This is a genomic window from Nocardia australiensis, assembly GCF_020733705.1.
In the GTDB taxonomy this organism is placed as follows: Bacteria; Actinomycetota; Actinomycetes; order Mycobacteriales; family Mycobacteriaceae; genus Nocardia; species Nocardia australiensis.
Genome location: NZ_JAJFZM010000001.1, coordinates 2,860,397 through 2,883,024 on the forward strand (window position 1 = coordinate 2,860,397; position 22,628 = coordinate 2,883,024).

At 63.9% G+C, this 22,628-nt stretch carries 21 protein-coding genes; 13 read left to right on the plus strand and 8 right to left on the minus strand.

Annotated features, from left to right (window positions below; all coding sequences use genetic code 11):
• Nucleotides 1–213: 213 nt before the first annotated feature.
• From LKE06_RS12960 to LKE06_RS12980, 4 genes are all read right to left on the minus strand, one after another.
• Nucleotides 214–1,707 (minus strand): HNH endonuclease signature motif containing protein, encoded by a 1,494-nt coding sequence (locus tag LKE06_RS12960; RefSeq protein WP_227998875.1) that lies wholly within the window; start codon nucleotides 1,705–1,707, stop codon nucleotides 214–216.
• A gap of 790 nt (nucleotides 1,708–2,497) precedes the next feature.
• Nucleotides 2,498–2,683: a hypothetical protein gene (locus tag LKE06_RS12965; protein ID WP_227998876.1), complete on the minus strand. Its 186-nt coding sequence runs from the start codon at nucleotides 2,681–2,683 to the stop codon at nucleotides 2,498–2,500.
• Between the two features lie 74 nt (nucleotides 2,684–2,757).
• Nucleotides 2,758–3,555 (minus strand): HNH endonuclease family protein, encoded by a 798-nt coding sequence (locus tag LKE06_RS12970; RefSeq protein WP_227998877.1) that lies wholly within the window; start codon nucleotides 3,553–3,555, stop codon nucleotides 2,758–2,760.
• Nucleotides 3,556–4,529: 974 nt separating this feature from the next.
• Complete coding sequence (locus LKE06_RS12980; protein WP_227998878.1) at nucleotides 4,530–5,699, minus strand: TDT family transporter; 1,170 nt, start codon at nucleotides 5,697–5,699, stop codon at nucleotides 4,530–4,532.
• Between the two features lie 70 nt (nucleotides 5,700–5,769).
• On the opposite strand from LKE06_RS12980, the gene LKE06_RS12985 reads away from it, so the two are divergent.
• Nucleotides 5,770–6,678 (plus strand): LysR family transcriptional regulator, encoded by a 909-nt coding sequence (locus LKE06_RS12985; RefSeq protein WP_227998879.1) that lies wholly within the window; start codon nucleotides 5,770–5,772, stop codon nucleotides 6,676–6,678.
• A gap of 51 nt (nucleotides 6,679–6,729) precedes the next feature.
• Here LKE06_RS12985 and LKE06_RS12990 read toward each other — a convergent pair whose 3' ends face one another.
• A complete protein-coding gene (locus tag LKE06_RS12990; protein WP_227998880.1) occupies nucleotides 6,730–7,392 on the minus strand; it encodes a phosphate signaling complex PhoU family protein in 663 nt (220 codons plus the stop codon).
• Nucleotides 7,393–7,563: 171 nt separating this feature from the next.
• Here LKE06_RS12990 and LKE06_RS12995 point away from each other — a divergent pair, with 171 nt between their 5' ends.
• From LKE06_RS12995 to LKE06_RS13005, 3 genes are all read left to right on the plus strand, one after another.
• A complete protein-coding gene (locus LKE06_RS12995) occupies nucleotides 7,564–7,992 on the plus strand; it encodes a nitroreductase/quinone reductase family protein (protein ID WP_255648565.1) in 429 nt (142 codons plus the stop codon).
• 183 nt (nucleotides 7,993–8,175) lie between these two features.
• Nucleotides 8,176–8,616: a hypothetical protein gene (locus LKE06_RS13000; protein WP_227998882.1), complete on the plus strand. Its 441-nt coding sequence runs from the start codon at nucleotides 8,176–8,178 to the stop codon at nucleotides 8,614–8,616.
• Between the two features lie 60 nt (nucleotides 8,617–8,676).
• Nucleotides 8,677–9,558 carry an aminoglycoside phosphotransferase family protein gene (locus LKE06_RS13005; protein ID WP_227998883.1) on the plus strand — a complete coding sequence of 294 codons (882 nt, stop codon included), beginning with the start codon at nucleotides 8,677–8,679 and terminating at the stop codon, nucleotides 9,556–9,558.
• Nucleotides 9,559–9,762: 204 nt separating this feature from the next.
• On the opposite strand, the gene LKE06_RS13010 is transcribed toward LKE06_RS13005, so the two are convergent.
• Complete coding sequence (locus LKE06_RS13010) at nucleotides 9,763–10,485, minus strand: VIT1/CCC1 transporter family protein (RefSeq protein WP_227998884.1); 723 nt, start codon at nucleotides 10,483–10,485, stop codon at nucleotides 9,763–9,765.
• A gap of 15 nt (nucleotides 10,486–10,500) precedes the next feature.
• The gene (locus tag LKE06_RS13015) at nucleotides 10,501–11,940 is read right to left on the minus strand and encodes an MFS transporter (protein WP_227998885.1); all 1,440 of its coding nucleotides are present in this window, start codon (nucleotides 11,938–11,940) and stop codon (nucleotides 10,501–10,503) included.
• Nucleotides 11,941–12,037: 97 nt separating this feature from the next.
• Here LKE06_RS13015 and LKE06_RS13020 point away from each other — a divergent pair, with 97 nt between their 5' ends.
• From LKE06_RS13020 to LKE06_RS13060, 9 genes are all read left to right on the plus strand, one after another.
• On the plus strand, nucleotides 12,038–12,673 hold the full coding sequence (locus LKE06_RS13020) for a TetR/AcrR family transcriptional regulator (RefSeq protein ID WP_227998886.1): 636 nt from the start codon (nucleotides 12,038–12,040) through the stop codon (nucleotides 12,671–12,673).
• 168 nt (nucleotides 12,674–12,841) lie between these two features.
• Nucleotides 12,842–14,353: a flavin-containing monooxygenase gene (locus LKE06_RS13025; protein ID WP_227998887.1), complete on the plus strand. Its 1,512-nt coding sequence runs from the start codon at nucleotides 12,842–12,844 to the stop codon at nucleotides 14,351–14,353.
• 462 nt (nucleotides 14,354–14,815) lie between these two features.
• Nucleotides 14,816–15,790 carry a quinone oxidoreductase family protein gene (locus LKE06_RS13030; RefSeq protein ID WP_227998888.1) on the plus strand — a complete coding sequence of 325 codons (975 nt, stop codon included), beginning with the start codon at nucleotides 14,816–14,818 and terminating at the stop codon, nucleotides 15,788–15,790.
• Nucleotides 15,791–15,844: 54 nt separating this feature from the next.
• Entirely contained in the window at nucleotides 15,845–16,738 is an 894-nt protein-coding gene (locus LKE06_RS13035; protein WP_227998889.1) for a TauD/TfdA dioxygenase family protein, read from the plus strand.
• A 44-nt stretch (nucleotides 16,739–16,782) separates the two neighbouring features.
• On the plus strand, nucleotides 16,783–17,835 hold the full coding sequence (locus LKE06_RS13040; protein ID WP_227998890.1) for a beta-keto acid cleavage family enzyme: 1,053 nt from the start codon (nucleotides 16,783–16,785) through the stop codon (nucleotides 17,833–17,835).
• A 91-nt stretch (nucleotides 17,836–17,926) separates the two neighbouring features.
• Entirely contained in the window at nucleotides 17,927–18,529 is a 603-nt protein-coding gene (locus tag LKE06_RS13045) for an RBBP9/YdeN family alpha/beta hydrolase (protein ID WP_227998891.1), read from the plus strand.
• Nucleotides 18,526–19,299 carry a CoA transferase subunit A gene (locus LKE06_RS13050; RefSeq protein WP_227998892.1) on the plus strand — a complete coding sequence of 258 codons (774 nt, stop codon included), beginning with the start codon at nucleotides 18,526–18,528 and terminating at the stop codon, nucleotides 19,297–19,299. Before LKE06_RS13045 ends, LKE06_RS13050 begins: the two co-directional genes overlap by 4 nt.
• Entirely contained in the window at nucleotides 19,296–19,952 is a 657-nt protein-coding gene (locus LKE06_RS13055; protein WP_227998893.1) for a 3-oxoacid CoA-transferase subunit B, read from the plus strand. Before LKE06_RS13050 ends, LKE06_RS13055 begins: the two co-directional genes overlap by 4 nt.
• Before the next feature lie 10 nt (nucleotides 19,953–19,962).
• Nucleotides 19,963–21,564, plus strand: coding sequence for a long-chain-fatty-acid--CoA ligase (locus tag LKE06_RS13060; protein WP_227998894.1), 1,602 nt, complete (start codon nucleotides 19,963–19,965; stop codon nucleotides 21,562–21,564).
• Nucleotides 21,565–21,571: 7 nt separating this feature from the next.
• Here the strand turns inward: LKE06_RS13060 and LKE06_RS13065 are convergent, their stop codons facing one another.
• Nucleotides 21,572–22,621, minus strand: coding sequence for an AraC family transcriptional regulator (locus LKE06_RS13065; RefSeq protein ID WP_227998895.1), 1,050 nt, complete (start codon nucleotides 22,619–22,621; stop codon nucleotides 21,572–21,574).
• Nucleotides 22,622–22,628 lie beyond the last annotated feature (7 nt).

Below are 22,628 nucleotides of genomic sequence, written 5' to 3' on the forward strand. Positions count from 1 at the left end.
CACGGCGGGCCCGGCCGCGTGCATACGCTCGATGAACCGCGAAATAACCCGCAACGGCGCGCGGGGCCCGCACCGGTCAGCAGGGGCAGCGGAGGGGTGTTCCCACCACATCCTCCCGTGCACGTAGTCCCAGACGAGGGCAGGGACGCATCAATCCGGCTGAGTGGACATGGGGCGCCCACCGATGGCGTTTCTGTCGAATCACAATGGGTGTCAACCGGATTCGCTGTCGGGCGGGTGGTGTTGGTGTGTGAGGTATTCGTCGGGGTGGTGGTAGTGGTTGATGCGGGCTCGTTGGTTGGGGTCGATGGTTTTTGGTGGGATCCATTGGGTGCGGCCGGGTTTCGGGCATGTAGTGGGGGTTGCGGTGGTAGTCCAGTGGCGGGGGCCTTTGCCGATGAGGTGGTGGTGGGGTTCGCAGGTGAAGGTGAGTTGGTCGGTGTCGGTGGTGCCGCCGTTGGACCATTGGTTGTGGTGGTGGGTTTGGCATAGGTAGCCGGGTTTGGTGCAGCCGGGAAAAGTGCACCCGATGTCGCGGGCATGCAACATGATGCGTTGGTCGGCTGAGGCGATGCGTTTGGTGCGGCCGAGGTAGAGGGGGCGTCCGGTGGTGTTGTCGAACAGGGCGAGGTAGTGGTGGGCGTGGGCGGCCATTCGGATGAGGTCGTGGATCGGTAGGAGGCTGCCGCCGCCGGTGACGACTGGTGGCCCGGATGCGGTCAGTCGGCCCGAATGTGTTTGCTCGACAGCGTTTTGCAGCTGTTGAATGGTGGCGGTCGCGATCACTGTGACGGGTAGTCCTCGGTGCTGTCCGAGGTCACCGGAGGTGAGCATCGCGCGTGCCAGCGTTTTCAGGGCGTCGTGTTGACGTTGCCCAATGTTGCGGTCATCCCGCTCGACTGCGTCGGGATCGGGTTCGCCTGCTACACGTACTGGGGCGGGGCCGGGTTCGCTTGTCACTTGTGTCGGGGTGGGGTTGTCGGGGTTGTTGATGCCGGGTTTGGCGAGTTTCGCGAAGCAGGCTTCGAGGTAGGCGCGTAGTTCGGGGTCGGCGATGAGGGTGCATTTACTCATCAGGTCGGGGCCTTGGCGACCCATGGTGAACGAGCGGCGGCGGGCGCGGTCGGTGTCGTCGAAGGTGCCGTCGGGGTTGATGTAGGCGTCGAGGCGTTGGGTGACTTTGCGGAGTTGGTCGGGGCGTAGTTGGCGTGCGTGCCCGGCTAATTCGGTTTCGGCGCGCTGGCGGGTGGGGGTGTCCACACACGATGGGAGGTGGCGGAAGAATTGTTGCACCACCTGTACGTGGGCGACTCCGATCGCGCCTTCGCGTTGCGCGGCGGCGGTCGCGGGGAGTTCGGGTTCGAGTATGTCTCCGTCGAGTCTGGGGCGGTGTGCCAGCTCGAGCGCTGATCGGTAGCGTGCTCGTGCTTCTGCTGGGCTGATCCGCAATCCTGTCGCGAGGGTTTCGGACATGTTGTGGGTGGCGAAATCCTGGTTGCTCCATTGCGCGTCGATTTGCGCGATCAACTCCAACCCCAAACCCGGTAGTGCGCGCGTGATTGATTCGATCCGCTGCAATACCCGCAACCGGTCCCGATTCGACAAGCAGTCGGTGCGCACTTTCATCACCTGGGCGAGCCCCGCCTCCGCGCTGCACAGTGCCGCCTCCACCGACGGATCGGCAACGGGGGCGGGGTTCGAAGGCATGTTCGAATTCTATCGTCGAATCTATTGTTGGACACCCCTTTTCACATTCGAGAAGCAGGCGGCCAAGTTTGGGCCTGAGTAGGCTTTCAGCGCGCCGCCCGGTTATCTGAGCGGGAGTGTGAGCATGAGAAAATCGGTCCGACCGATTTTGTCCCTCACATATTCGGCGCCGGAATATTCCGGCGTGCGTTGCTGGTTTATCCGTTATCGATAGGAGTGAAACGGCGTACAAAATAATAGATGTGAGCGATATGGTTGCGAACACCGCGCAGTAAACCGCCATTTCACTGCCCTCGCCGTGAAAGCTGTTGTCTTTACAGCCCGTAACGTAACCACAACCAGTCGACCACGCTGGAAGCTGTGTGCCTGCTTACCCAGGCTGCGGAAGACCAAGCCGGGTACCCCCCTCGACGTGCCCAGCACTGCCCGGTACAACCCCGGCAGGCAAACCACACTGGAAGTCTCCCAAGCACATCCACACACATGCACCCCGCTCAGCACCCTCCCCGGAACGCCGCACTGCACCCTCCCGGAACGCGGCACGGCCCCCATCCAACGAGGAGCCCGGTTCAACGACAACAATGGCGAAACCCAGAACCCATTCCGCTGCCACCGGCTACTGCCCGCAACGCAACCCGCTGCCAGTCGACCACGCCCAGAACCGGCGAGCAGTCGCCGACATCGACTGCCGCCCCAAGAATCCTCCACCCGCGATCCCTGATGTCCGTACCCTTACCAGCATGATCGGTGGCAGCCACCGTCCAAGTAACGCCGTCAGCTCGCCAAGCGGCTACGCCTCGAACACCAACGCATTCCCGGCCGCGTCACGCGCTCCGATACCGGATTCGATTGCCTTGGCAAGCTCGGCGACCTTGGTCCAAGTCCGTGGGGCTTCGGCGTCGAAGTTGCCGATGGTGTACCAGGTTTCGGTGCCGCGATAGCGGACCAGGCCTTTGCCGGTGTCGTCGATGGACACGTCGAGCTCGCCGGATACCGTCCCTTCCTCTTCGGTCAGGACGGCTGCCTTGGCGGAAATCTCGATGATGTCGCTTATTTGAACTCTCCTCGACGGACGCAGTCATCGACTGCGTTGCGCAGTGCGGTGTGTTCGGCGGGATCAACGGTCAGTGCGTATTTTATCTTGATCTTGACGTATCGATCGAGATAGCCACACCGGTAATTTCCCGGCGGCAGATAGGTCGCGACGTCCTGGTCACCCTTGGACCTATTGGCGGACGGGTCGGAAGCGACCAGGTTGACGGCATCGTTGGCGATGTGGCGGCGAGTATCGTTGTCGAACTTGTCGGCACCCGAGCGCCATGCTTCGGCCAGGGCGACGATGTGGTCGGCGTCGACGCCAGACGGATCGGTCATCCATTTGTATGGCTTGAGTTGCCCGGTTTTGGAGTCGATGAATCCGTATTGGTCTTGCCAGCCGCCATCTTTACCGACCGTGAATTTGCAGGTCCTCGGGTCGAGGGTCACGTTGCCGGTGGCATCGCGCAACATCATGGCGTCGCGGCTGGTGCAGCGGCTGTACTGCGCGTAGTCGTCGCCGAAACCATGGTCGGGCTTGTTGGTGTCCCAATGCGGGAACTTTTCGCGGCTGTAGCCGGTCATCGGCGATTCGGGTGCTTCGGTGAGCTTCCCGACCAGGTCGCTGACGTCCTTGCCGGAAACCGTTGCGGCGTTGGCCGTGCCCGGTCCCTTCCCGCCCGCGCCGGGCAGATCGTCGACGTACTCGTAGACGATGGCAACGACCACGGCGAGCAGGATCGGCGCGCCGACGGCGAACACCCGGCGGGTGCCGCGCGAGGAGAACAATTTCGCAAGTGTCGAGAACTGCACCGAACTTCCTAACGTCAACGCCAACGCTGAACCGAACGGGCGTCAAGCTACCTGCTCTCGGTGTGAACGGAAGTCATTGCCGATTATGACATTCGGCACATTCGCGAACGTAAACCAACCCCCGAGTCGCCGTGCCGGCGCCGACTCGGGGGTTGGCCGATCACGATCGAGCCGATCCATGTTTCGTGCGACGTGCGCGGTTCGGTTGTCCAGACCGGGGTGCCGCGTCGGGCATTCGAAGCCGATGAGGGAGGCCTCGACTGCCGTGTCGCACGGGTGGCTCGCCGTGACGATTACGGGTAGGACGCGCGATGTCGAGTATTGGCCGTTGGCGACCGGGCTCGAAACCCCCCACTTCCTACGTGACAAGATAGTAGATGGAGAACTATCTCTATGCAAATACGTTACTTGGCATACGGATTCGCTAATGCCAGCTCTGGGAAGTTGAAATTCATACTGCTCCAGTACGGAGTGATGCGCATCACGATATGACGCGCGGAGAAATGCTACATCGACCTCGGTACCGGCGCGGACCCGGTCGGGTTCCGGCACGGCGACCCCACCTCATCGCACCTATGGCGCAACGTGATTCCGCACGTCGTCGACGGAAATCGGGTGCTGGCACCGGATTTGATCGGCATGGGGGCGTCCGGAAAGTGACGGTGCGTGCCGATTCACCGACCACGTCCACCATCTGGATGCCTGGTTCGACGCGCTCGACCTCGATGAGGTTGTCATCGTCGGACACTACCGAGGCGGCGCACTCGGTATGGATTGGGTCGCACGCCATCGGTGTCAATTGCCTGCTGAACCCGCGCAGGCGAACCCCGCAGGAAGCGGCGCGGCTCAGTCTCGACGCCTACGGGGAAGTCGAGTTGCTGACGGCCGAAGTGCGTCTCAATTGCAGCCAAGCCATGTTGCGATACCGCGATTTTCATCGCTGGACTGAGGGTGGCGATCCTCGGTCAACGTATTCACGCGGCTGCTCGTGCTGGGCGCAGGAGGTTGCCGGTGAGTACGCCGCGGGCGGTGTTCGTCGCGACCAGCAACCAGGCACCGACCAATAGGAGGTACAGCGCCACCGCGGAAACCGCGAAAAGGTATGCGCCGGTGTGGGTGTAGAGCACGGTGCTGCCGGTGACGCAGGTGCCGACGGGGAAGGTGAACCCCCACCAGGTGAGGTTGAACTTCAGCTCACGCGCGCGGGCGGTCCGGATGGTGACGGCGAGGGCGAGTGCCAGCCACAGCATGGCGAAACCCCAGGTGGCGACGCCGTAGATGACGGAGAACACGGTGAGTCCGTTGACATAGTTGTCCGGCAGTGCGCCGGGCGCGGCGTCGGCCAGTAGACCCGCGGCGGTGACGGACTGGCCGAGCGGGCCCAGCACCAGCCACAGCGTCGGTACTTTGCCCGCCTCGGGGATGCCGTGGTGCACCAGTCGCGACCAGATCATGGTGGTGATGATCAGGGCGGCGATCAGGCTCACGCCGAACATGGCCAAGCACAGCAGCATCATGGTCAAACGCGGCTGGCCCTCGGGCAGATGGGGGATAAGAAGCGCGCCGAGCGCCGCCGAAACCATGGGAGGTACGACGGGCATGAGCCAACCACCGAAGGCGGCGTCGGGATCGACCCGGTGGCGGGTGAACATGCGGTAGGGGATGGTGAACGCGGTGAGCAGCCCGAGTGCGCTGCCCACCGACCACAGCACCCAGTCCACCGCCAGCGCGGCAGGCAGGCCGATCACGTCGCGGCCGAGCAGCATCGCCCCCGCGCCGACGGTCAGCATCGCCATTGGCACGGCGCCGAAGAACTGCGACATCACCGGGTGCCCGCGGTGCTCGCGCGCGGTCTCCGGATAGCGCATCCAATGCAGCGCCCATGCCACGCTCAGCACGACCAGCAGCAGCGCGGCCAGCGCCCACATCACGGTGGCCGCGGCGCGCAGTCCGGGGAACTGCAACGGCAGAGTGGCCGCCGCGTTCGCGACAATGCCGGTGCCCATGACTGCCGCGAACCAGTTGGGTCCGAGCAGGCGCAGCGTCGAGCGGGGTATGTCCACGTCCCCGGGCGCGGTGGTGTGATCGCGTCCGGCGAATAGACGCCGCGCACCGGTGGGGCGGGTATTCAGTGTGGCGGCCATGTCTCCAGCATTGTCCCGGTGCGGCATGTCGAGTAGGCACCTATTTCCTATGTGTGCATAGACTCGTTCTATGCCCCTATCGCCGCGTGTTCCCGATCTGGCCGCCCTCGACCTGCTGCTGTCGGTGATCGAACTCGGCAGCCTCGGTCGCGCGGCGCAGGCGCACGGCATCAGTCAGCCCTCGGCGTCCTCACGTATTCGCTATTTGGAGAAGCTGGTCGGGCTGCCGGTGCTGGAGCGGACCACACTCGGTTCGCGGCCGACACCCGCCGGTTCGCTGATCGCGGTGTGGGCTCGCGCGGTAGTCGATGCCGCCGGGCAATTGGACGCGGGCATCGATACATTGCGCGCCGAGCGTAATTCGCATCTACGTGTCGCCGCCAGTCAGACCATTGCCGAATACCTGTTTCCCGGCTGGTTGATGGCACTGCGCACCGCGGCGCCCGACACCGCTATCGCGCTGGAATCCGGTAATTCGGTCGAGGTGGTCGACGCCGTGCGCGATGGTAGGGCCGCCATTGGATTCATCGAGAGTCCGCGCGTATTCCACGGCGTCGAAAGCCATGTCGTGGCGCGTGATCGGCTCGTCGTGGTGGTGGCGCCGGAGCATCAATGGGCCCGGCACGGCAGCGTCGACCTCGGAGAACTCGCCGAAACACCGCTGATCCAACGCGAAATCGGGTCCGGCACCCGCACCTGGTTCGAGCACGCGGTATCCAAGGCCATGTCGGACTGGCGCCCAGCCGTCGCCCTGGAGCTGTCCTCGACCACCGCGATCAAAACCGCGGTCGCCTCCGGTGTCGGTCCAGCGGTGCTCAGCTCCCTCGCGGTTGCCGCCGAGATCGCCGCGGGCACCCTCGTCTCACCGGCGGTGACCGGTCTCGACCTCGATCGGACACTGCGCGCGATCTGGCCCACCGCCGCCCGCCTCCCAGGGCCGGCACGGGACCTCTACACCATTGCCTGTCGCACGCGATAGGACAGGCATCCCGAATGGTGCGGGCGTCGGCGAATCTTGGTCAGCTGCGGGCTATTCGGCGTCGCTCGATTGCGCGGTGGGCGGAATTCCGGTGTCCAGGAAGCGAATCAGCTGATCGATCCGGCCGGTGTGGTCGACACAGCGTTCCAGGTTGTTGCCGACCAGAGCGATATCGATCGATTGGTCGGTGGGGTGGGTCCAGCTGGGGGCGGCGAGGGCCGAATGTAGTTGCTGGTGTAGCTGTTGCATGGAGATCGCGCTGGAGTCCTGTTGTTCGACCGGCTGATGCCCGGTGGCGACGGCCTGGCCCGCGATGGCCGTGTAATGCGCGGTGAGGCGTCCCATCGCGACGAGAAGTTCCATGATCGGCTGGGGCGCAACGGGTTCGGGGTGGGATTTGTATACCTGGTCGGCGGCGCGGCTGATCGAGGTCGTGATCCGGGACAGCTCGCCCGCGATCTGGATGGCGGTGACCACGTGGCGCAGGTCGCGGGCGACGGGCGCCTGTAGTGCGAGTAGTACGACGGTGCGAGCCTCGCAGGCGCTGTACATCTTCTGCAACTGCTCATCGAGGGCGAAGACCTCGTATGTCGCGGTGAGGTCGGCATCGACGAGCGCGTCGGTGACTCGCTCGGCGGCATCGCGGGCGAGCGTGCACATCAGCGTCAGGTCATTGGTCAACGCGACGAGCTCGCGAGTGAACTGGGTCCGCACCGGCAAATTGTCGCCTATCGGTGCGACATCGAGTGCACTAATCCCGTCTCGACCGCCCGTCTCGGCCGGAACCCGCAGGCCACGGCGGCGAGGTCGTCGTCAACACCATGCGCGTGCACGCGGCCGTCGACCGATGGCAACGGCAGGGATCGAGTCTCGCTCTTCTAGAGCATGACGGCGGTCGTTCGGTGCTATTGTCGGCGGGTGCCGAACAAGCGCGATATCCAGCATCGAGCTGTGACGACATTGCAGCATTGGGTTGTCAACCCGCTGCGACGTCGCAGGCCCACGCAGCAGTTGTTGGAGACGGTGGGGCGGGTCAGCGGGGAACCGCGCGTCACACCGATCGGCGGACGCCGCATCGGCAACGAATTCTGGCTTGTCTCCGAATTCGGTGATCGTTCGCAGTACATTCGAAATATCAAGGCGAACAACCGGGTTCGGTTGCGTCTGGACGGTACCTGGCTCACCGGCACCGCGCACCCGCTGCCCGATGATGACGCGCATGCCCGGCTGCGGACCCTGCCCAAGGGCAATAGCGCGGTGGTCCGGCTGGCCGGGACCGACCTCATGACCGTCCGTATCGACCTGGACAACTGAACCAGGGACCTCGGTGCGTGTAACCGTCAAGTAGTCGGCAGCAAATATTCGGCACTCCTCTTATGGTGGCTTTCACCTGCGCTGACGCGTTCGGTGAAAGATCATCTTTCGTTGCGCAACCTTCGGTAGCCTGCCCTTGGGGCGAGCAATTTCGTGGCGGTCTACTCGAACGGAGGCGGTGCGATGGTGGATTCCGGCGGTGCTCCGCCACCCGATCGCGGTCCCGACAACACTCGTATTCTCGCTATTTCGGCCGTGCTCGTCTCCGTGCTGACGCTGGTGGTGGCGATCGGGCTCATCCTGCGTTCGAACCAATCGACCGACAATGACAAGCTGCCGCCGTCGTCGTCGTCGACTACCTCGACCGCCCCGTCCACCGCGACGAGCGAGCGGCGGACCACGCAGGGCCACTCGGTCCCGCCGTCGGTGTCACAGCCGATCCGCTCGCCGAGTCCGGTGCCGCCACCATCGCAGCCCGCGCACACGGTCGGTGCGGACTGTTCGTACGGCAATGTCGTCGCCCGATGGGACCTGCGCGATAGGCAGTGGGTGTGCGTGCCGCAGGAACGGGGCGGCGCGGAGACGACGACCGTGCCGGGACCGGCAACGCCCCACGCGCCATAGATGCTCGAGCTCGGGTGAATGTCCTCGAAATTCGTTGGACAGTGCTGAGATGCTCGAGCGGTGATCGTTGTTCCGGAATTCTTCGCCCAACGTCTCGTCACGATGGAATCCGCTGCTGCCGACTGGGTGGATCGATTGCCCGAACAAGCCGCCGAATACGCCCAGCGGTGGCGGCTGCGCATCGTCGGTGACCCGATGCATGGGTATGCCGGTCTGGTACTTCCCGTCATCCGGCACGATGGCATCCCCGCCGTGCTGAAACTGAGTTATCTCACCCCCGAGACGCGCGACGAGCCCGTCGCGCTCGCCGCCTGGCAGGGCCGCGGCGCGGCCCTACTGCTCGACAGTGACATCGAATGTGGTGTCCTGCTGCTGGAACGTCTGGACCCGGGCCGGTCGCTGGTCGACGAACCGATCGCGCAGGCCGTTTCGACGATCGCCACCCTGCTGCGTCGCCTCGCCATCCCGGCTCCGCCTGGCATCTCACGCGACCTGCGCGATGAATCCGAACGGTGGATCGAGGAACTGCCGAAGGACTGGGAGCGCCTGGGGTCGCCGTTCCCGCGCCGGATGCTCGACGCGGCCGTTGACGTGTGCCGCCAATTCGGCCCGAGCGCGGACCGCCTGCTGGTGAACGAGGATCTGCATTTCGAGAATGTGTTGCGCGGCACTCGGGAACCGTGGCAGGTCATCGACCCGCAGCCGTTGATCGGCGATCTCGAGTTCACCATGCTGTCGATGCTGTGGAACCGGCGTAGCGAATCCGCCCTCGACGACCGCTTCGCCGCCGTGGTCGATATCGCGGGCCTCGATGCCGAACGGGCCCGCGCCTGGACGCTGGTTCGTGCCGTCCAGAACTGGCTCTGGTTCGTCGAGGACGAAGAAACCCAGGATTTCGGCTGGCCCGCCGTCCAAGCCATCGCGCCGTGGGCACTGGGCTGATTCGCTGTTATGAAGCGCAGAATGTCCCGGCATAAAACCCGCCCCGCGCCCGCGCCGTCCCGAAATCGTCGGCGGGCCAAGGCGATAGTGACCAGACCACCCGACCGGCCCACTGCCCGCCGCCGGTTCTGGTGAACCCGGCCACTTCCCGCCCGAGTCGCTCACTGCCGGAAGGACAGGATCTCGGCCTCACTCGCTGGTTACTCAGAACCCGGCGATCCCGGCGAACTGACCGATGCCGTAGGTGATGGCCATGGCCAGCGCGCCACCGATGACCACCCGCAATACCGCCCGGCCGCGACGACTACCACCGAGTCCCGCGCTCACCGAGCCGGTGAGCGCCAAGGCCACCAGCACCGCCGCGAAGGTCACCGGAATGCGAGCGGTGGTCGGCGGCAACAGGATTGCCAATAGCGGCAGCAGCGCACCGAGGGTGAACGAGACCGCCGAGGAGAATGCGGCCTGCCAGGGGTTGGTCAGTTCGTGCGGATTCAGGCCGAGCTCGGCCTCGGCGTGCGCGGTGAAGGCGTCGTGTGCGGTCAGTTCGGCGGCGACCTGGCGTGCGGTGGTCTCGGACAGTCCCTTCGCACGGTAGATATCGGTCAGTTCGGCCAGTTCGTAATCCGGTTCGTCGCGAAGTTCCCTGCGCTCCTTGGCCAGCAGCGCCCGTTCCGAGTCACGCTGGGTGCTGACCGAAACGTATTCGCCGACCGCCATGGAGATCGCGCCCGCGGTCAATCCCGCGATGCCGGCGGTGAAGATCGCCGACGAGTCGGTCGTCGCCGCGGCCACCCCGACCACCAGTCCGGCCGTAGAGACGATGCCGTCGTTCGCGCCGAGCACGCCTGCCCGCAGCCAGTTCAGGCGGGACGCGAATCCGCCGCCGTGCGGCTCGTTCGGATGCGGTTGGATGGTCGAGTCGTCCATGAGCCGCACAATATGTCAAAGTCGGGACTCATTCTTATCCCGTGCCGCGGTGGCGGCGGGCGGTGTCAGCAGCGCGAGCATCGCCACGATGAGTGTGATGCCCGCGGCGACGATCAGCGCGGCGTGGTAGCCGTGGACCAGTGCGCGCGGCGCACTGTCGTCGGTGCGGGTCGTGATCGTGCCCGCGACGGTTGTGAGGGCTGCCAGGCCGATGGCGCCACCGACCTGGCGTGCCGTATTGACCAATCCGGAGGCGAGCCCGGCCGATTCGGGCTCGATACCGGCGGTGGCGATATCGGTGACGGGCAGGCTCATGACGCTGATGCCGCATGCCCACAGCACGGTCGGGCCGAGGATCTGTGCGAGGTAGTCGGCTTCTGCGGGCAGTGCCGCCATCCAGAGCAGTCCGACTGTCGTCAGCGCGGCCCCGCTGACCAGTAGTTTTCGGGCTCCGAGCCTCGGTAACAGCGTTTTCGAGGTGATCGCGCCGATGACGATGACGACGCTCATCGGTAATAGCGCCAGGCCGGTGCGTAGCGGGCTGTAGCCGAGAACCTGCTGTTGGTATATCGAGAGGAAGAACATGGTCGCGGTCATGATTGTGCCGAGCAACGCCATGATCGTGTTCGCGATGACGATATTGCGGCGCCGGAAGATGGCCAGCGGGATGAGCGGTGCCCGACTCCGTGTTTCCACGACGACGAACATGCCCACAAATACGGCGGCGGCGAGTAGGGCGATGACAACCGGTGCCGATCCCCACCCGTGTTCGGTGGCTTGTGAAATGCCGTAGACGAGCGACCCGATGCCGAGAGTTACCGTGATCGCGCCGGGAAGGTCGAGGCCGGTTCGTCCGGTGGGCGGTGCCGATCGCAAGGACCAGCCCGCCGCCACGAACAGGATCACGCCGATAGGGACGTTGATGAACAGCACCCATCGCCATCCAAGCGTGTCGGTGATTATTCCGCCGATTACCAGGCCGATGGCGCCGGCCGAACCCGAGGTGGCAGCCCAGATGGCCAGCGCGTGCCTGCGCTGGTGTGTCTCGGTGTGCGTCGAGGTGATCAAGCTCAGGCTGCTCGGTGCCAGGGCTGCGGCACCCACGCCCTGAACAGCGCGCGCGACCAGCAGCAGCCAACCATCCTCAGCGAAACCGCCGATCAGACTGGCCAGGGTGAATACCGCGAGACCGGACGAGAACATCCGCCGGTGGCCGACCAGGTCGGCCGCACGCGCCGCGAACAGGAGCAATCCGCCGAATGCGATCAGGTACGCGTTGACGATCCACTGCTGGCCGGCCACCGACAGCCCTAGCTCCGACTTCATGTCCGGTAGCGCCACATTCACGATGAGGCTGTCCAGGACAACCATGAACTGTGCCCCGCACGCCACCGCGAGGATGAAACCTAACGGCGCTGGGCGTTTGGCGACTTTCCGTTGGTAAACAATGTTCACCACATGGACGCTAGAGCCTGGTTCGCGCTCTCGTCAACCCGACATTCCGAACCCGGGCCGCCCGCCCCGGAAAAGGTCGAGGCTAGGCTCGTATTCGATGGTCAAACGCGGATTGAGCCCGGACCGGCTGGTAGCGATCGCTCACGAATACGTCTCGGCCAACGGGCTGGACGCGCTCACCATGCGCCGGTTGGCGGCGGCGGCAGGGGTGACACCCGGTGCGTTGTACAAACATCTGCGCGACAAGAAGGATCTCCAGCGGGCGATGGCCGACGCGATCTTCGCCACGATCGACCTCGCCGACATCGACCTCGCTGACCCGACCGTCGATCAGGTGATCACCTGCTGTCAGCGAATGCGCGACGCGATGCTGCGATTCCGCGACGGCGGGCGCATAATCGCGGGCTCATACTCGCCGTTCGCCGCGACCTTGAAACTGTCGGGCACGCTGCGCACGCTACTGCGGGCGGTCCTGCTGCCCTCGTTCGACCCTGGCGTAACCGCTTTCGTATTACGTTCCTACGCAACCGGTTTCGTGATCGATGAACAGGCATACCTGGCGCTGGAGAGTGCCGACGAGTGGGAGCCCCTGGTGCGTGCCATCTCCGCGAGTGGCGCCACCCGGGTGGCGGGCACCGCCGACGTCGCCGCCATCATGACCGGCGACCGCGATCAGCAATTCACCGCGGGAATCATGACAATTCTGGCCGGAACCATTCGCGTCGATGACTGAAATATTGCCCGTGCGTCATTCGGCACCACGGATGCTCTCCGAACTCCGCCACCGTGGCCAGGAGAGTCGCGTAGTCCTGCGGGGCGAATCACCGACATGTCGCCAAGACATCAAATACATGTCGCGCAAAGTCAAGAATCTGCCTGGAAACCGTCCCACACTGGAACCATGACCGAGACCGCCGCAGCTCCGGAGTACCTCGACGTCGTGATCGTCGGCGCGGGTCTATCCGGCATCGGCGCCGCCTACCGGCTGCAAACAGAGTGCCCGGGTAAGACCTACGCGGTGCTGGAGGCGCGCGCCGCATTGGGCGGCACCTGGGATCTGTTCCGCTACCCCGGGATTCGCTCGGACTCGGACATGTTCACCCTCGGTTACCCGTTCAAACCGTGGCGCGACGCCAAGTCGATCGCCGACGGACCGTCGATCCTGCGCTACGTCCAGGAAACCGCGACGGAGTTCGGCATCGACCGTCACATCCGCTACGGCACCAAGGTGGTCAGGGCCGATTGGTCCACCGATACCGCCCGCTGGACGCTCACCCTCGAGCATCGCGCCGCCTCCGGTGCGGCCGAACAACGCACGCTGACCTGTGGCTTCCTCTACAGCTGCGCCGGCTACTACAACTACGACCATGGGCATGCCCCGGACTTCCCCGGCATCGACGCATTCTCCGGTACGGTCGCGCATCCGCAGTTCTGGCCCGAGAATCTTGACTACGTCGGCAAACGGGTCGTCGTGATCGGCAGCGGCGCGACGGCGGTCACCCTGGTGCCCGCGATGGCCGAGCAGGCGGAATTGGTGACGATGCTGCAGCGCTCGCCGACCTGGATCAGCCCCGTCCCCGGCCGCGACAAGCAAGCCGACAAGATTCGTGAGTTGCTGCCGCCGAAGCTGGCGCACCGGCTGATCCGAACCAAGAACATCCTGTTCAATATCGGCTTCTATCAGTACTGCCGCCGCCGCCCCGAGTCCGCCCGCAAGCTGCTCACCGGCCTGACGACTCGGATACTGAAGGATGAGAACACCGTCGCCGAGCACTTCACGCCGACCTACAACCCATGGGATCAGCGACTATGCGCCGTTCCCGACGCCGATTTCTTCAAGGCCATGAAGAAAGGCAATGTCGAGGTTGTCACGGATCATATCGAAACCTTTGTGCCCGAAGGGATTCGGCTGAAGTCCGGTCGAATCCTCGCGGCGGATGTCGTCATTACCGCGACGGGCCTGCAACTGCTTGCCTTCGGTGGTATCGCTCCGAGCGTCGACGGGCAGCCGGTGAACCTGACGGACCAATTCGTCTGGCAGGGGGCAATGCTCACCGGTATCCCCAATTTCGCGGTCTGCATCGGATATACCAACGCCTCATGGACGCTGCGTGCGGATCTGACCTCGCGACTGGTCTGCAAGGTGTTGAATCACTTGGACCGCAACGACTATGCCGCCGTGGTGCCGAAGCCGGGCGGCAAGTTGGAGCAGCGACCGCTGCTGGATCTGGCCTCCGGCTACATCCAACGCTCGATCGCCGATTTCCCCCGCCAGGGTGACCGGCATCCATGGAAGGTGCGACAGAACTATCTGCTGGATTCCGTGACGACCATGCGAACCAGCCTGCGCAAGTACCTGGCGCCGACCCCGAAATCGGCGGTGCGACAGCGTGATCTGACGCGGACCGGCTGATAGGGCAGATCGACGACTCAGTGCGGTTGATTTGCGATCCGGGGCCCCGCCGGCACCCCGATGGTTATCAACTCATCCAGCTGCTCCCGCCGCAACGACGCCGCTCGCCGCACCCCTCCGCGATATAGCCACGCAATCGATCGGCGTGGGCTGCATGCGACGCATGTCCCGATATGTAAAGAAGTATGTCCCTGTGGGGTAAGAAATTCTCGTTGCGCACACCTACTGTTGGTTGCATCACAGGGAGTTGGTCTCGGAAGGAGGGCTTGCAGTGGGTTCTCACGCTCGCCTCGATTTTCCCCGACGCTCGCTTCGTGCAGGCAAAGCACCGATGGTCACGTCAGTGGTCGATGTTTCGCACGTGCACATGCTGCCCGATGTCTCGGTTGATGTGCCGAGCGGGCCGCGAACCCAGTCGTTCCATGGGCCGATTCTCGGTCCTGATACATGAGGAGATGTTCTGTGGCACAAGCTGTTCGCTTCTACGAGGTAGGCGCTCCCGAGGTTATGCGCTGGGAGGACGTCGAGGTCGGTGATCCGGGTCCGGGTCAGGTTCGGATCCGCCATGAGGCGGTGGGTTTGAACTTCGCCGACACCTATTTCCGGACGGGGCTGTATCCGGCGCCGTTGCCTGCGGGTATGGGCGTGGAGGCGGCAGGAGTCATCGAGGCGGTCGGGCCCGGAGTCACCGGTTTCACCGATGGGGATCGGGTCACCTATACGGGCAGCCCGCTGGGTGCCTACAGTACGGAACGAGTAATGGGGGCCGAACATCTGATTCGGTTGCCGGAAGAGATCGCCTTCGATACCGCGGCCGCGATGACTATGCGTGGTCTGACGACCGCATATCTACTGCGGCGAATCCATGAGCTGCGGCCGGGCGATACGGTGCTGCTGCATGCGGCCGCCGGCGGCGTCGGGCTGATTTTCACCCAGTGGGCAAAACTGTTGGGTATCAACGTGATCGGTACGGTCTCGACCGATGTGAAGGCCGAAATCGCCCGTGCCCATGGTTGCGATCATGTGGTGATCTATACCCGCGAGAATGTGGCGGAACGCGTTCGTGAGATCACCGACGGCGCCGGTGTCGTCGTGGCGTACGACAGTATCGGCAAAACGACGTTCGAATCATCACTGAACTCGCTGGCGCGGCGCGGATTGCTGGTGTGCTTCGGAACGGCCTCTGGTCCGATACCTCCCATCGACGCAATGCAATTGGCGGTCAAGGGATCGGTATTCGTGACCCGTCCCGCACTGGCCGATTACATTGCCGATCCGGTCGAACGCGCCGATCTTGCCGGTGAGTTGTTCTCGCACGTGGCGGCGGGACGGATTCAAATCGAGATCAACCAGCGCTATGAGCTTGCGGATGCGGTTGCCGCGCACCGTGATCTGGAGAAGGGCACAAGCGTCGGCTCCTCCGTATTCACCGTGTGAGACTCGGCGTCCATTTCGCGGCGCCTTCTCACCATCTCCCGAGAGAGGATTCTCATGACAAGCGTTCTTCCCGTGGACATCTCGACGAGATCCGGGACTTTCGATGTGCAGCCGCTCACCTGCTCGATCGGAGCCGAACTGCACGGTGTCGATCTGGGCGAGGTCTCGCGCAGCGACGAACTGTTCGCCGGGCTGAAGGAACTGTTGCTCGAGCACAAGGTGCTGTTCTTTCGGGATCAGGACATCACCCGCGCCGAACATGTCGCTCTCGCACGACGTTTCGGTCCGCTCGAGGACCACCCGGTGCTCGGCAGTGATCCGGACCATCCGGGTTTGGTTCGCATCTACAAAGATCTCGACAGTGCTCCAGAGCACTATGAGAACGCCTACCACTGCGATGCGACCTGGCGGGAGTCGCCTCCGCTGGGGTGTGTGCTGCGGTGCGTGGAAACGCCTGCGATAGGCGGCGACACGATCTGGGTGAATATGGCCGAGGCCTATCGCCGGCTGCCGGAATCGGTGCGGGAACAGATCGCGGGATTGCGCGCGCGGCATTCGATCGAAGCCAGCTTCGGTGCGATGCGGTCGGTAGAGGAGCGTCATCGCTTGCAGGCGCAATTTCCGGATGCGGAACATCCGGTGGTGCGCACCCATCCGGACACCGGTGAAGAGATCCTGTTCGTCAATGCGTTCACCACGCACTTCGTCAATTATCACACCCCGGAGAACGTGCGGTTCGGCATCGATTACGCGCCCGGTGCCTCCGAATTGCTCAACTATCTGATTCGTCAGGCGAGTGTGCCCGAGTATCAGGTGCGGTGGCGCTGGAGCAAGAACAGCTTCGCTATCTGGGATAACCGTTGCACGCAGCACTATGCGGTCCAGGATTATTTCCCCGATGTTCGCAAAATGGAGCGTGCGGGCATCATCGGTGACAAACCGTTCTAATTCCTTATTCTGTAATGTAATTCGATTCCGATTGGAGTAGATTCATGATTTTTCACGATGATGCGTTGTTCCCGGAGAACCAGGAGAAACTGGTAATCACGTGCGCGCCGTACGGGCCCGAGTGGGAGCCGGACGACTTCCGCGAGGATCTGCCGCTGACGATGGAGGAGCACATCCAGCAGGCGGTCGACTGCTACGAGGCCGGTGCCACCGTCCTGCACATCCATGTGCGTGAGCTCGACGGTAAGGGCTCCAAGCGGCTGTCGAAGTTCAACGAGTTGCTCGCCGGGCTGCGTAAGGCCGTTCCCGAGATGATCCTGCAGGTCGGCGGATCGATCTCGTTCGCACCGGAAGGTGAAGGCGCCGACGCGAAATGGCTGTCCGACGACACCCGCCACATGCTGGCCGACCTCGATCCGAAGCCGGACCAGGTGACCATCGCGATCAACACCAGCCAGATGAACATCATGGAGTTGATGACCGCCGACGATATCGCCGGTACATCGATGCTGCGTCCGGAACTGGCTGATGCTTACCGGGAAATGACCGTGCCCGCCGGCCCGGCGTGGGTCCAGGAGCACCTGCGTCGTCTGCAGGCTTCCGGTATCCAACCGCACTTCCAGCTGTCGAGCATCCCGCAGCTCGAGACCGTCGAGCGGTTGATCCGCCGCGGTGTGTACACCGGCCCGCTGAACCTGACCTGGGTCGGCATCGGTGGCGGGTTCGACGGTCCCAACCCGTACAACATCATGAACTTCATCAATCGTGTGCCCGATGGCGCCTGCCTGACCCTCGAAACCCTTATGCGGTCGGTCCTGCCGGTCAACACCATGGCGATCGCCATGGGCCTGCACCCGCGCTGCGGCAACGAGGACACCATCTGGGGTCGCAAGGGCGAGAAGATGACCTCGGTCAAGCAGATTCAGCAGCTGGTCCGCATCGCCGGCGAACTCGGCCGTGAGGTCGCCACGGGCAAGGAGGCCCACGAGATCTATCGAATCGGCGAAACCTACGCGAACGCCGACGAGACCCTCGCCAAGCTCGGCTACGCACCCAATCGGAAACCGGGTCAGGTCGGGTTCACCCACCACGCCTGATAACCGCACCGACTGAACCCGCAGCCGGGCCGATCGCATGGGTGGTGGCCGGGTGTACTCAGCCCAAACTCACTGAAGGAGTTGCCGCACAGTGGAATCCGCCATCGAACCGACAGTAGTGATCGTGCCCGGACTGCGGGACCATGTCCCAGACCATTGGCAGACCGTGCTTGCCGCAGAACTCGACCGGGTGCGTGTCGTGCCCCCGCTCGAGCGCGACAAGCTCAGTCTTGCCGCCCGGATCGCCGCCCTCGACAAGGTGGTAACCGAAACGGACGGTCCGATCGTGCTGGTCGCCCACAGCGCCGGTGTGATGATCTCCGTGCAGTGGGCACAGCAGGCGACGCGGGCCGTGCACAGTGCTCTGCTTGCCACCCCGGCGGACGTCGAAAATCCCTTCCCGCCAGGGTATCCGACTACCGAGGAATTGGATCTGCACGGCTGGAATCCGATTCCCCGGCGTCGGTTGCCCTTCCCGAGCATCGTGGCGGCGAGCACCACCGATCCGCTGGCCTCGTTCCGGCGCGTGGCCGGTTTGGCGGAGGCGTGGGGAAGCAGGCTCGTCGACCTGGGCGATGTCGGGCATCTCAATCCCGCGTCGGGCTACGGTCCCTGGCCGCAAGCGCAGAGCCTGCTGCGCGAGGCTATCGACATGACCGCTCGCTCGGCCGATGCCGTAGAGGGCGCGCGATGAACAAGGTGTTCGAATCCGCGACGGCCGCGGTCGCCGACGTGGCCTCCGGATCTTCACTTGCTGTCGGTGGATTCGGATTATGCGGTATCCCCGACGCATTGATCGAGGCGCTCGCCGCCGCCGGACCCGACAACCTCCAGATCGTCTCCAACAACTGTGGAACCGACAAGCATGGTTTGGGAATCCTGCTGGCCGACAAGAGGATCCGACGGGTCATCGCCTCCTATGTCGGGGAGAACGCCGAGTTCGCTCGGCAATATCTTTCGGGCGAGCTCGAGGTCGAACTCACTCCGCAGGGGACGCTCGCGGAGCGGCTGCGGGCCGGGGGAGCGGGTATCGCGGCCTTCTACACACCCGCCGGAGTGGGTACACCGGTATCTGATGGCGGGATGCCGTGGCGTTTCGGTGCGGACGGCACCACGGCGCTGGCGTCTCCGCGGAAGGAGGTGCGAACCTTTCCAGGGCATTCCGGGCTGAAACGCTATGTGCTGGAAGAGGCGATCACCACCGACTACGCGCTGGTTCACGCGCTCGTCGGTGACACCGAGGGCAATCTGGTTTTCAACAAGTCGGCTCGCAATTTCAATCCGCTGGCCGCAACGGCCGGAAGAATCTGCATTGCCGAGGTCGAAACACTGGTTCCCGCAGGCGATCTCGATCCCGACCGGGTTCATTTACCTGGAATATTCGTCGACCGTGTCGTGCACACGGGGCGAGGGCCCGAGCTGATCGAGAAACGCACTGTGCGTATTCCGGAGGAGTCGAAATGAGCACCGCACCGACGCGGCCAGGCTGGACCAGGTCGGCGATGGCCGCCCGTGCGGCGCGGGAGCTGCATTCGGGCGAATACGTCAACCTCGGTATCGGCTTGCCCACCCTGATCCCCAATTATCTGCCCGCCGACATCCGAGTCACGCTGCATTCGGAGAACGGGATCCTCGGTACCGGTCCCTATCCCACCGAGGACCGCGTCGACCCGGACCTGATCAATGCGGGCAAGGAGACCGTGACGGTGCTCGCGGGTGCGTCGTACTTCGACTCCGCGGCGAGCTTCGCGATGATTCGAGGCGGTCATATCGACACCGCGGTACTCGGTGGAATGCAGGTGTCCGCGACCGGAGATCTCGCCAACTGGATGGTTCCCGGGCACATGGTCAAGGGCATGGGCGGGGCGATGGATCTCGTGCACGGCGCCCGCCGGGTGATCGTGCTGATGGAGCACACCGACAAGTCCGGTGCGCCGAAAGTCCTGAGCCGCTGCACATTACCGCTGACCGGCGAAGGCGTGGTGCATCGGATCATCACCGACCTCGCCGTGCTCGATGTGACCGAACTCGGACTGGTGCTACGCGAATGCGCACCGGGTGTGACCGAGGAACATGTACTGGCCGCGACAGACGCGCCGGTTATCACTGAACGCTAAGGACAAGACAGTGCTCAATCTTGCGATGCTGCTGGAGGATTCCGCGCGACGCTATCCCGATGTCGACGCCGTGCGGCTGGGCGGTGAACGAATGACATACGCGGAGCTCGACGCTCGCGCCAACCAGGTCGCGAACCTGCTGGTCGCGTATGGCGTGGAACCCGGCGACGCCGTGGCACTGTCATGTCCGAATGTCCCTGAATTTCCCGCTGTCTACTACGGGATCCTCAAGGCCGGTGCGATCGCTGTGCCGCTCAACATCCTGCTCAAATCCTCCGAGATCGCTTATCACCTAGCCGATTCCGAAGCCGAGGTGTACTTCTGTTTCGAAGGCGTCGCCGGACTACCGATGAGTGAGCACGGATTCGACGCTTTCACCGATACCCCCGGGTGCCGTGAGATGTTCGTCATCACCACCGATCCCACCGCGCCGTCACCGCACGGCGGTGTCGAGACACTCGACCGTGCCCTGGCGGCTCAGCCGCAGACCTTCGACACCGTCGCCCGGCAACCCGACCACACCGCGGTCATCCTCTACACCAGCGGTACTACGGGAAAGCCCAAGGGCGCCGAGCTGACTCACGCCAATATGGTCCTGAACGCGCTGACCGCGAATCGACTGTTCGACAGCAAGCCGGAACGACGCGATATCCATCTGGTAGCGCTACCGCTGTTTCACACGTTCGGGCAGACCATCGATATGAACTCCGGTCTGTCCACCGGGGCGACGTTGGTGATGATGCCACGCTTCGACGCCGCCACCGCGCTACGGCTGATGGTCGAGGAACAGGTCACGTTCTTCGCCGGTGTGCCGACCATGTATTGGGGTCTGCTCCACGCGATCGGAGATGGGGTCGACGCGGGCCGGATCGCCGCGACGCTGCGGCGGGCCGTATCGGGCGGCGCCGCGCTACCGGTGGAGATCCTGTCGCGCTTCGTGGAGAGTTTCGGGGTACAGATACTCGAAGGCTATGGCATGTCGGAGACCTCGCCGTTGGCGATCTTCGCGGATCCGGAACGTGAGCCTCGGCCGGGATCGATCGGTGTGCCGGTGTGGGGGATCGAAGCCCGGCTCATCGACCAGGAGTGGAATACCGTCACCGGAATCGGAACCGTCGGGGAGATCGCGATACGGGGCCACAATGTGATGAAGGGCTACCTCAACCGACCGAAAGAAACCATGGAGACGATCCGCGGCGGATGGCTGCGCACCGGGGATCTGGCCAGACGTGACGCGGACGGTTTCTATTACATCGTGGACCGAGCCAAGGACATGATCGTTCGTGGCGGATTCAACGTCTACCCCCGCGAAATCGAGGAAATATTGTTGACCTACCCCGGCGTCTCGTTGGTCGCGGTAGTCGGTGTACCCGACGATCACTACGGCGAGGAAGTCGCGGCATTCGTTGTGCCCGAGAAGAATTCGCAGCTCGATGCTGACGAAGTAATCAGCTGGTGCCGGGAACGAATGGCCGCATACAAGTATCCGCGCCGGATCGAGTTCACCGACGCACTTCCCATGACGGCGAGCGGAAAGATCCTCAAACGCGAACTTCGGGTGGACGACGCCGCTCACCGTCGTGCGGGTGCTTCCGGCATACCCAGTCGCTGATCGGCCGCTACGCCTGTCGATCCTCATGCGGGTTCGGTATTTGCTGTCCAGCAGCGTCTTTCGCGGCCGCGCGTCGCCATTGACTCGGGCTGCACCCGTGCTGTGCGCGGAACCAGCGCGTGAAGCTGGCCGGGCTGGAGAAGCCGAGTAGTTCGGCTATCTCGGTCAGCGAACGCCCCTGATTCGCCACCACCCGTCGTGCCAGGTCCGCTCGGGTCGTGTCGACGATTTCGGTATACGTGCAACCTTCGGCGGCTAGCTTGCGGTGGACCGTGCGACGGTCTATGCCGAGGCTACGGGCGACTTGGTCGGCCGAGCATCGACCAGTGGGGAGCAGCAGCTCGACAAGTTCCTGGACCCGATCCCGCACCGTGGCTTCGTGTGCGGTGTCCACCGAATCGAGAAGATGCTGAGTGTAAGAACGCAGTAGCGGGTCCGACATCGGGTTAGGGGTGTCGAGATCTGTTGTGTAGAGCGTCATTCCAGTGAATCTGTGATCGAATTTCAAGTGGGTTCCGAACAGCCTCAGGTGCGTGCTGCGATCCCGTGGAGCGGAATGGATGAAGGTGGTCTCGACCGGCTGCCAGCCGGCGCCGAGGAAACCGCGCAGGATCCCGTGCAGCGCGCCGGCCGCGAGCTCGGTGGCTTGCCGGGTGCTGCGGAGTTCCCCGGTATCCAGATGCAGGCGAACCGTGGCGACGCCGTTGCGTTCGGCCAGCCGGATATGCAGGGATTCGTTATAGGTGTGTTGGTGGCGAACCATCAGTTTGAGTGCGCTGCGGACGTCCGGTTCTTCGCGGATGACCAGACTGAGCGGGCCCAGGTTGGACAGTCGTCTCCGTTCGGCGAGCAGTAGCCCGAAATCCTGGCGGCCCGATTCCACGGCGGATCGTTCCAGTAGCTCGGTGATGGCCGAGGCGGGTACCCAGCGATCCTGCAGACTCAAACTGGCTGGATCGAGGCCGGTTTGGCGGACCAATCGGCCCGGGTCGAGGCCGAGGGACTGTCCGAGGTCGATGTAGTCGTTCAGTGCCGCATACCGCGCCAAAGGCTTCATGAGCACC

What these genes read in the sequence shown, in the direction of transcription:
- LKE06_RS13020 (WP_227998886.1), top strand. Translation starts at nt 12,038, where the DNA reads ATGGTCAAACGCGGATTGAGCCCGGACCGGCTGGTAGCGATCGCTCAC.
- LKE06_RS12980 (WP_227998878.1), bottom strand. Translation starts at nt 5,699, where the DNA reads ATGGCCGCCACACTGAATACCCGCCCCACCGGTGCGCGGCGTCTATTC.
- LKE06_RS13040 (WP_227998890.1), top strand. Translation starts at nt 16,783, where the DNA reads ATGATTTTTCACGATGATGCGTTGTTCCCGGAGAACCAGGAGAAACTG.
- LKE06_RS13050 (WP_227998892.1), top strand. Translation starts at nt 18,526, where the DNA reads ATGAACAAGGTGTTCGAATCCGCGACGGCCGCGGTCGCCGACGTGGCC.
- LKE06_RS13055 (WP_227998893.1), top strand. Translation starts at nt 19,296, where the DNA reads ATGAGCACCGCACCGACGCGGCCAGGCTGGACCAGGTCGGCGATGGCC.
- LKE06_RS13035 (WP_227998889.1), top strand. Translation starts at nt 15,845, where the DNA reads ATGACAAGCGTTCTTCCCGTGGACATCTCGACGAGATCCGGGACTTTC.
- LKE06_RS12960 (WP_227998875.1), bottom strand. Translation starts at nt 1,707, where the DNA reads ATGCCTTCGAACCCCGCCCCCGTTGCCGATCCGTCGGTGGAGGCGGCA.
- LKE06_RS13010 (WP_227998884.1), bottom strand. Translation starts at nt 10,485, where the DNA reads ATGGACGACTCGACCATCCAACCGCATCCGAACGAGCCGCACGGCGGC.
- LKE06_RS13065 (WP_227998895.1), bottom strand. Translation starts at nt 22,621, where the DNA reads ATGAAGCCTTTGGCGCGGTATGCGGCACTGAACGACTACATCGACCTC.
- LKE06_RS13025 (WP_227998887.1), top strand. Translation starts at nt 12,842, where the DNA reads ATGACCGAGACCGCCGCAGCTCCGGAGTACCTCGACGTCGTGATCGTC.
- LKE06_RS12985 (WP_227998879.1), top strand. Translation starts at nt 5,770, where the DNA reads ATGCCCCTATCGCCGCGTGTTCCCGATCTGGCCGCCCTCGACCTGCTG.
- LKE06_RS12995 (WP_255648565.1), top strand. Translation starts at nt 7,564, where the DNA reads ATGACGGCGGTCGTTCGGTGCTATTGTCGGCGGGTGCCGAACAAGCGC.
- LKE06_RS13000 (WP_227998882.1), top strand. Translation starts at nt 8,176, where the DNA reads ATGGTGGATTCCGGCGGTGCTCCGCCACCCGATCGCGGTCCCGACAAC.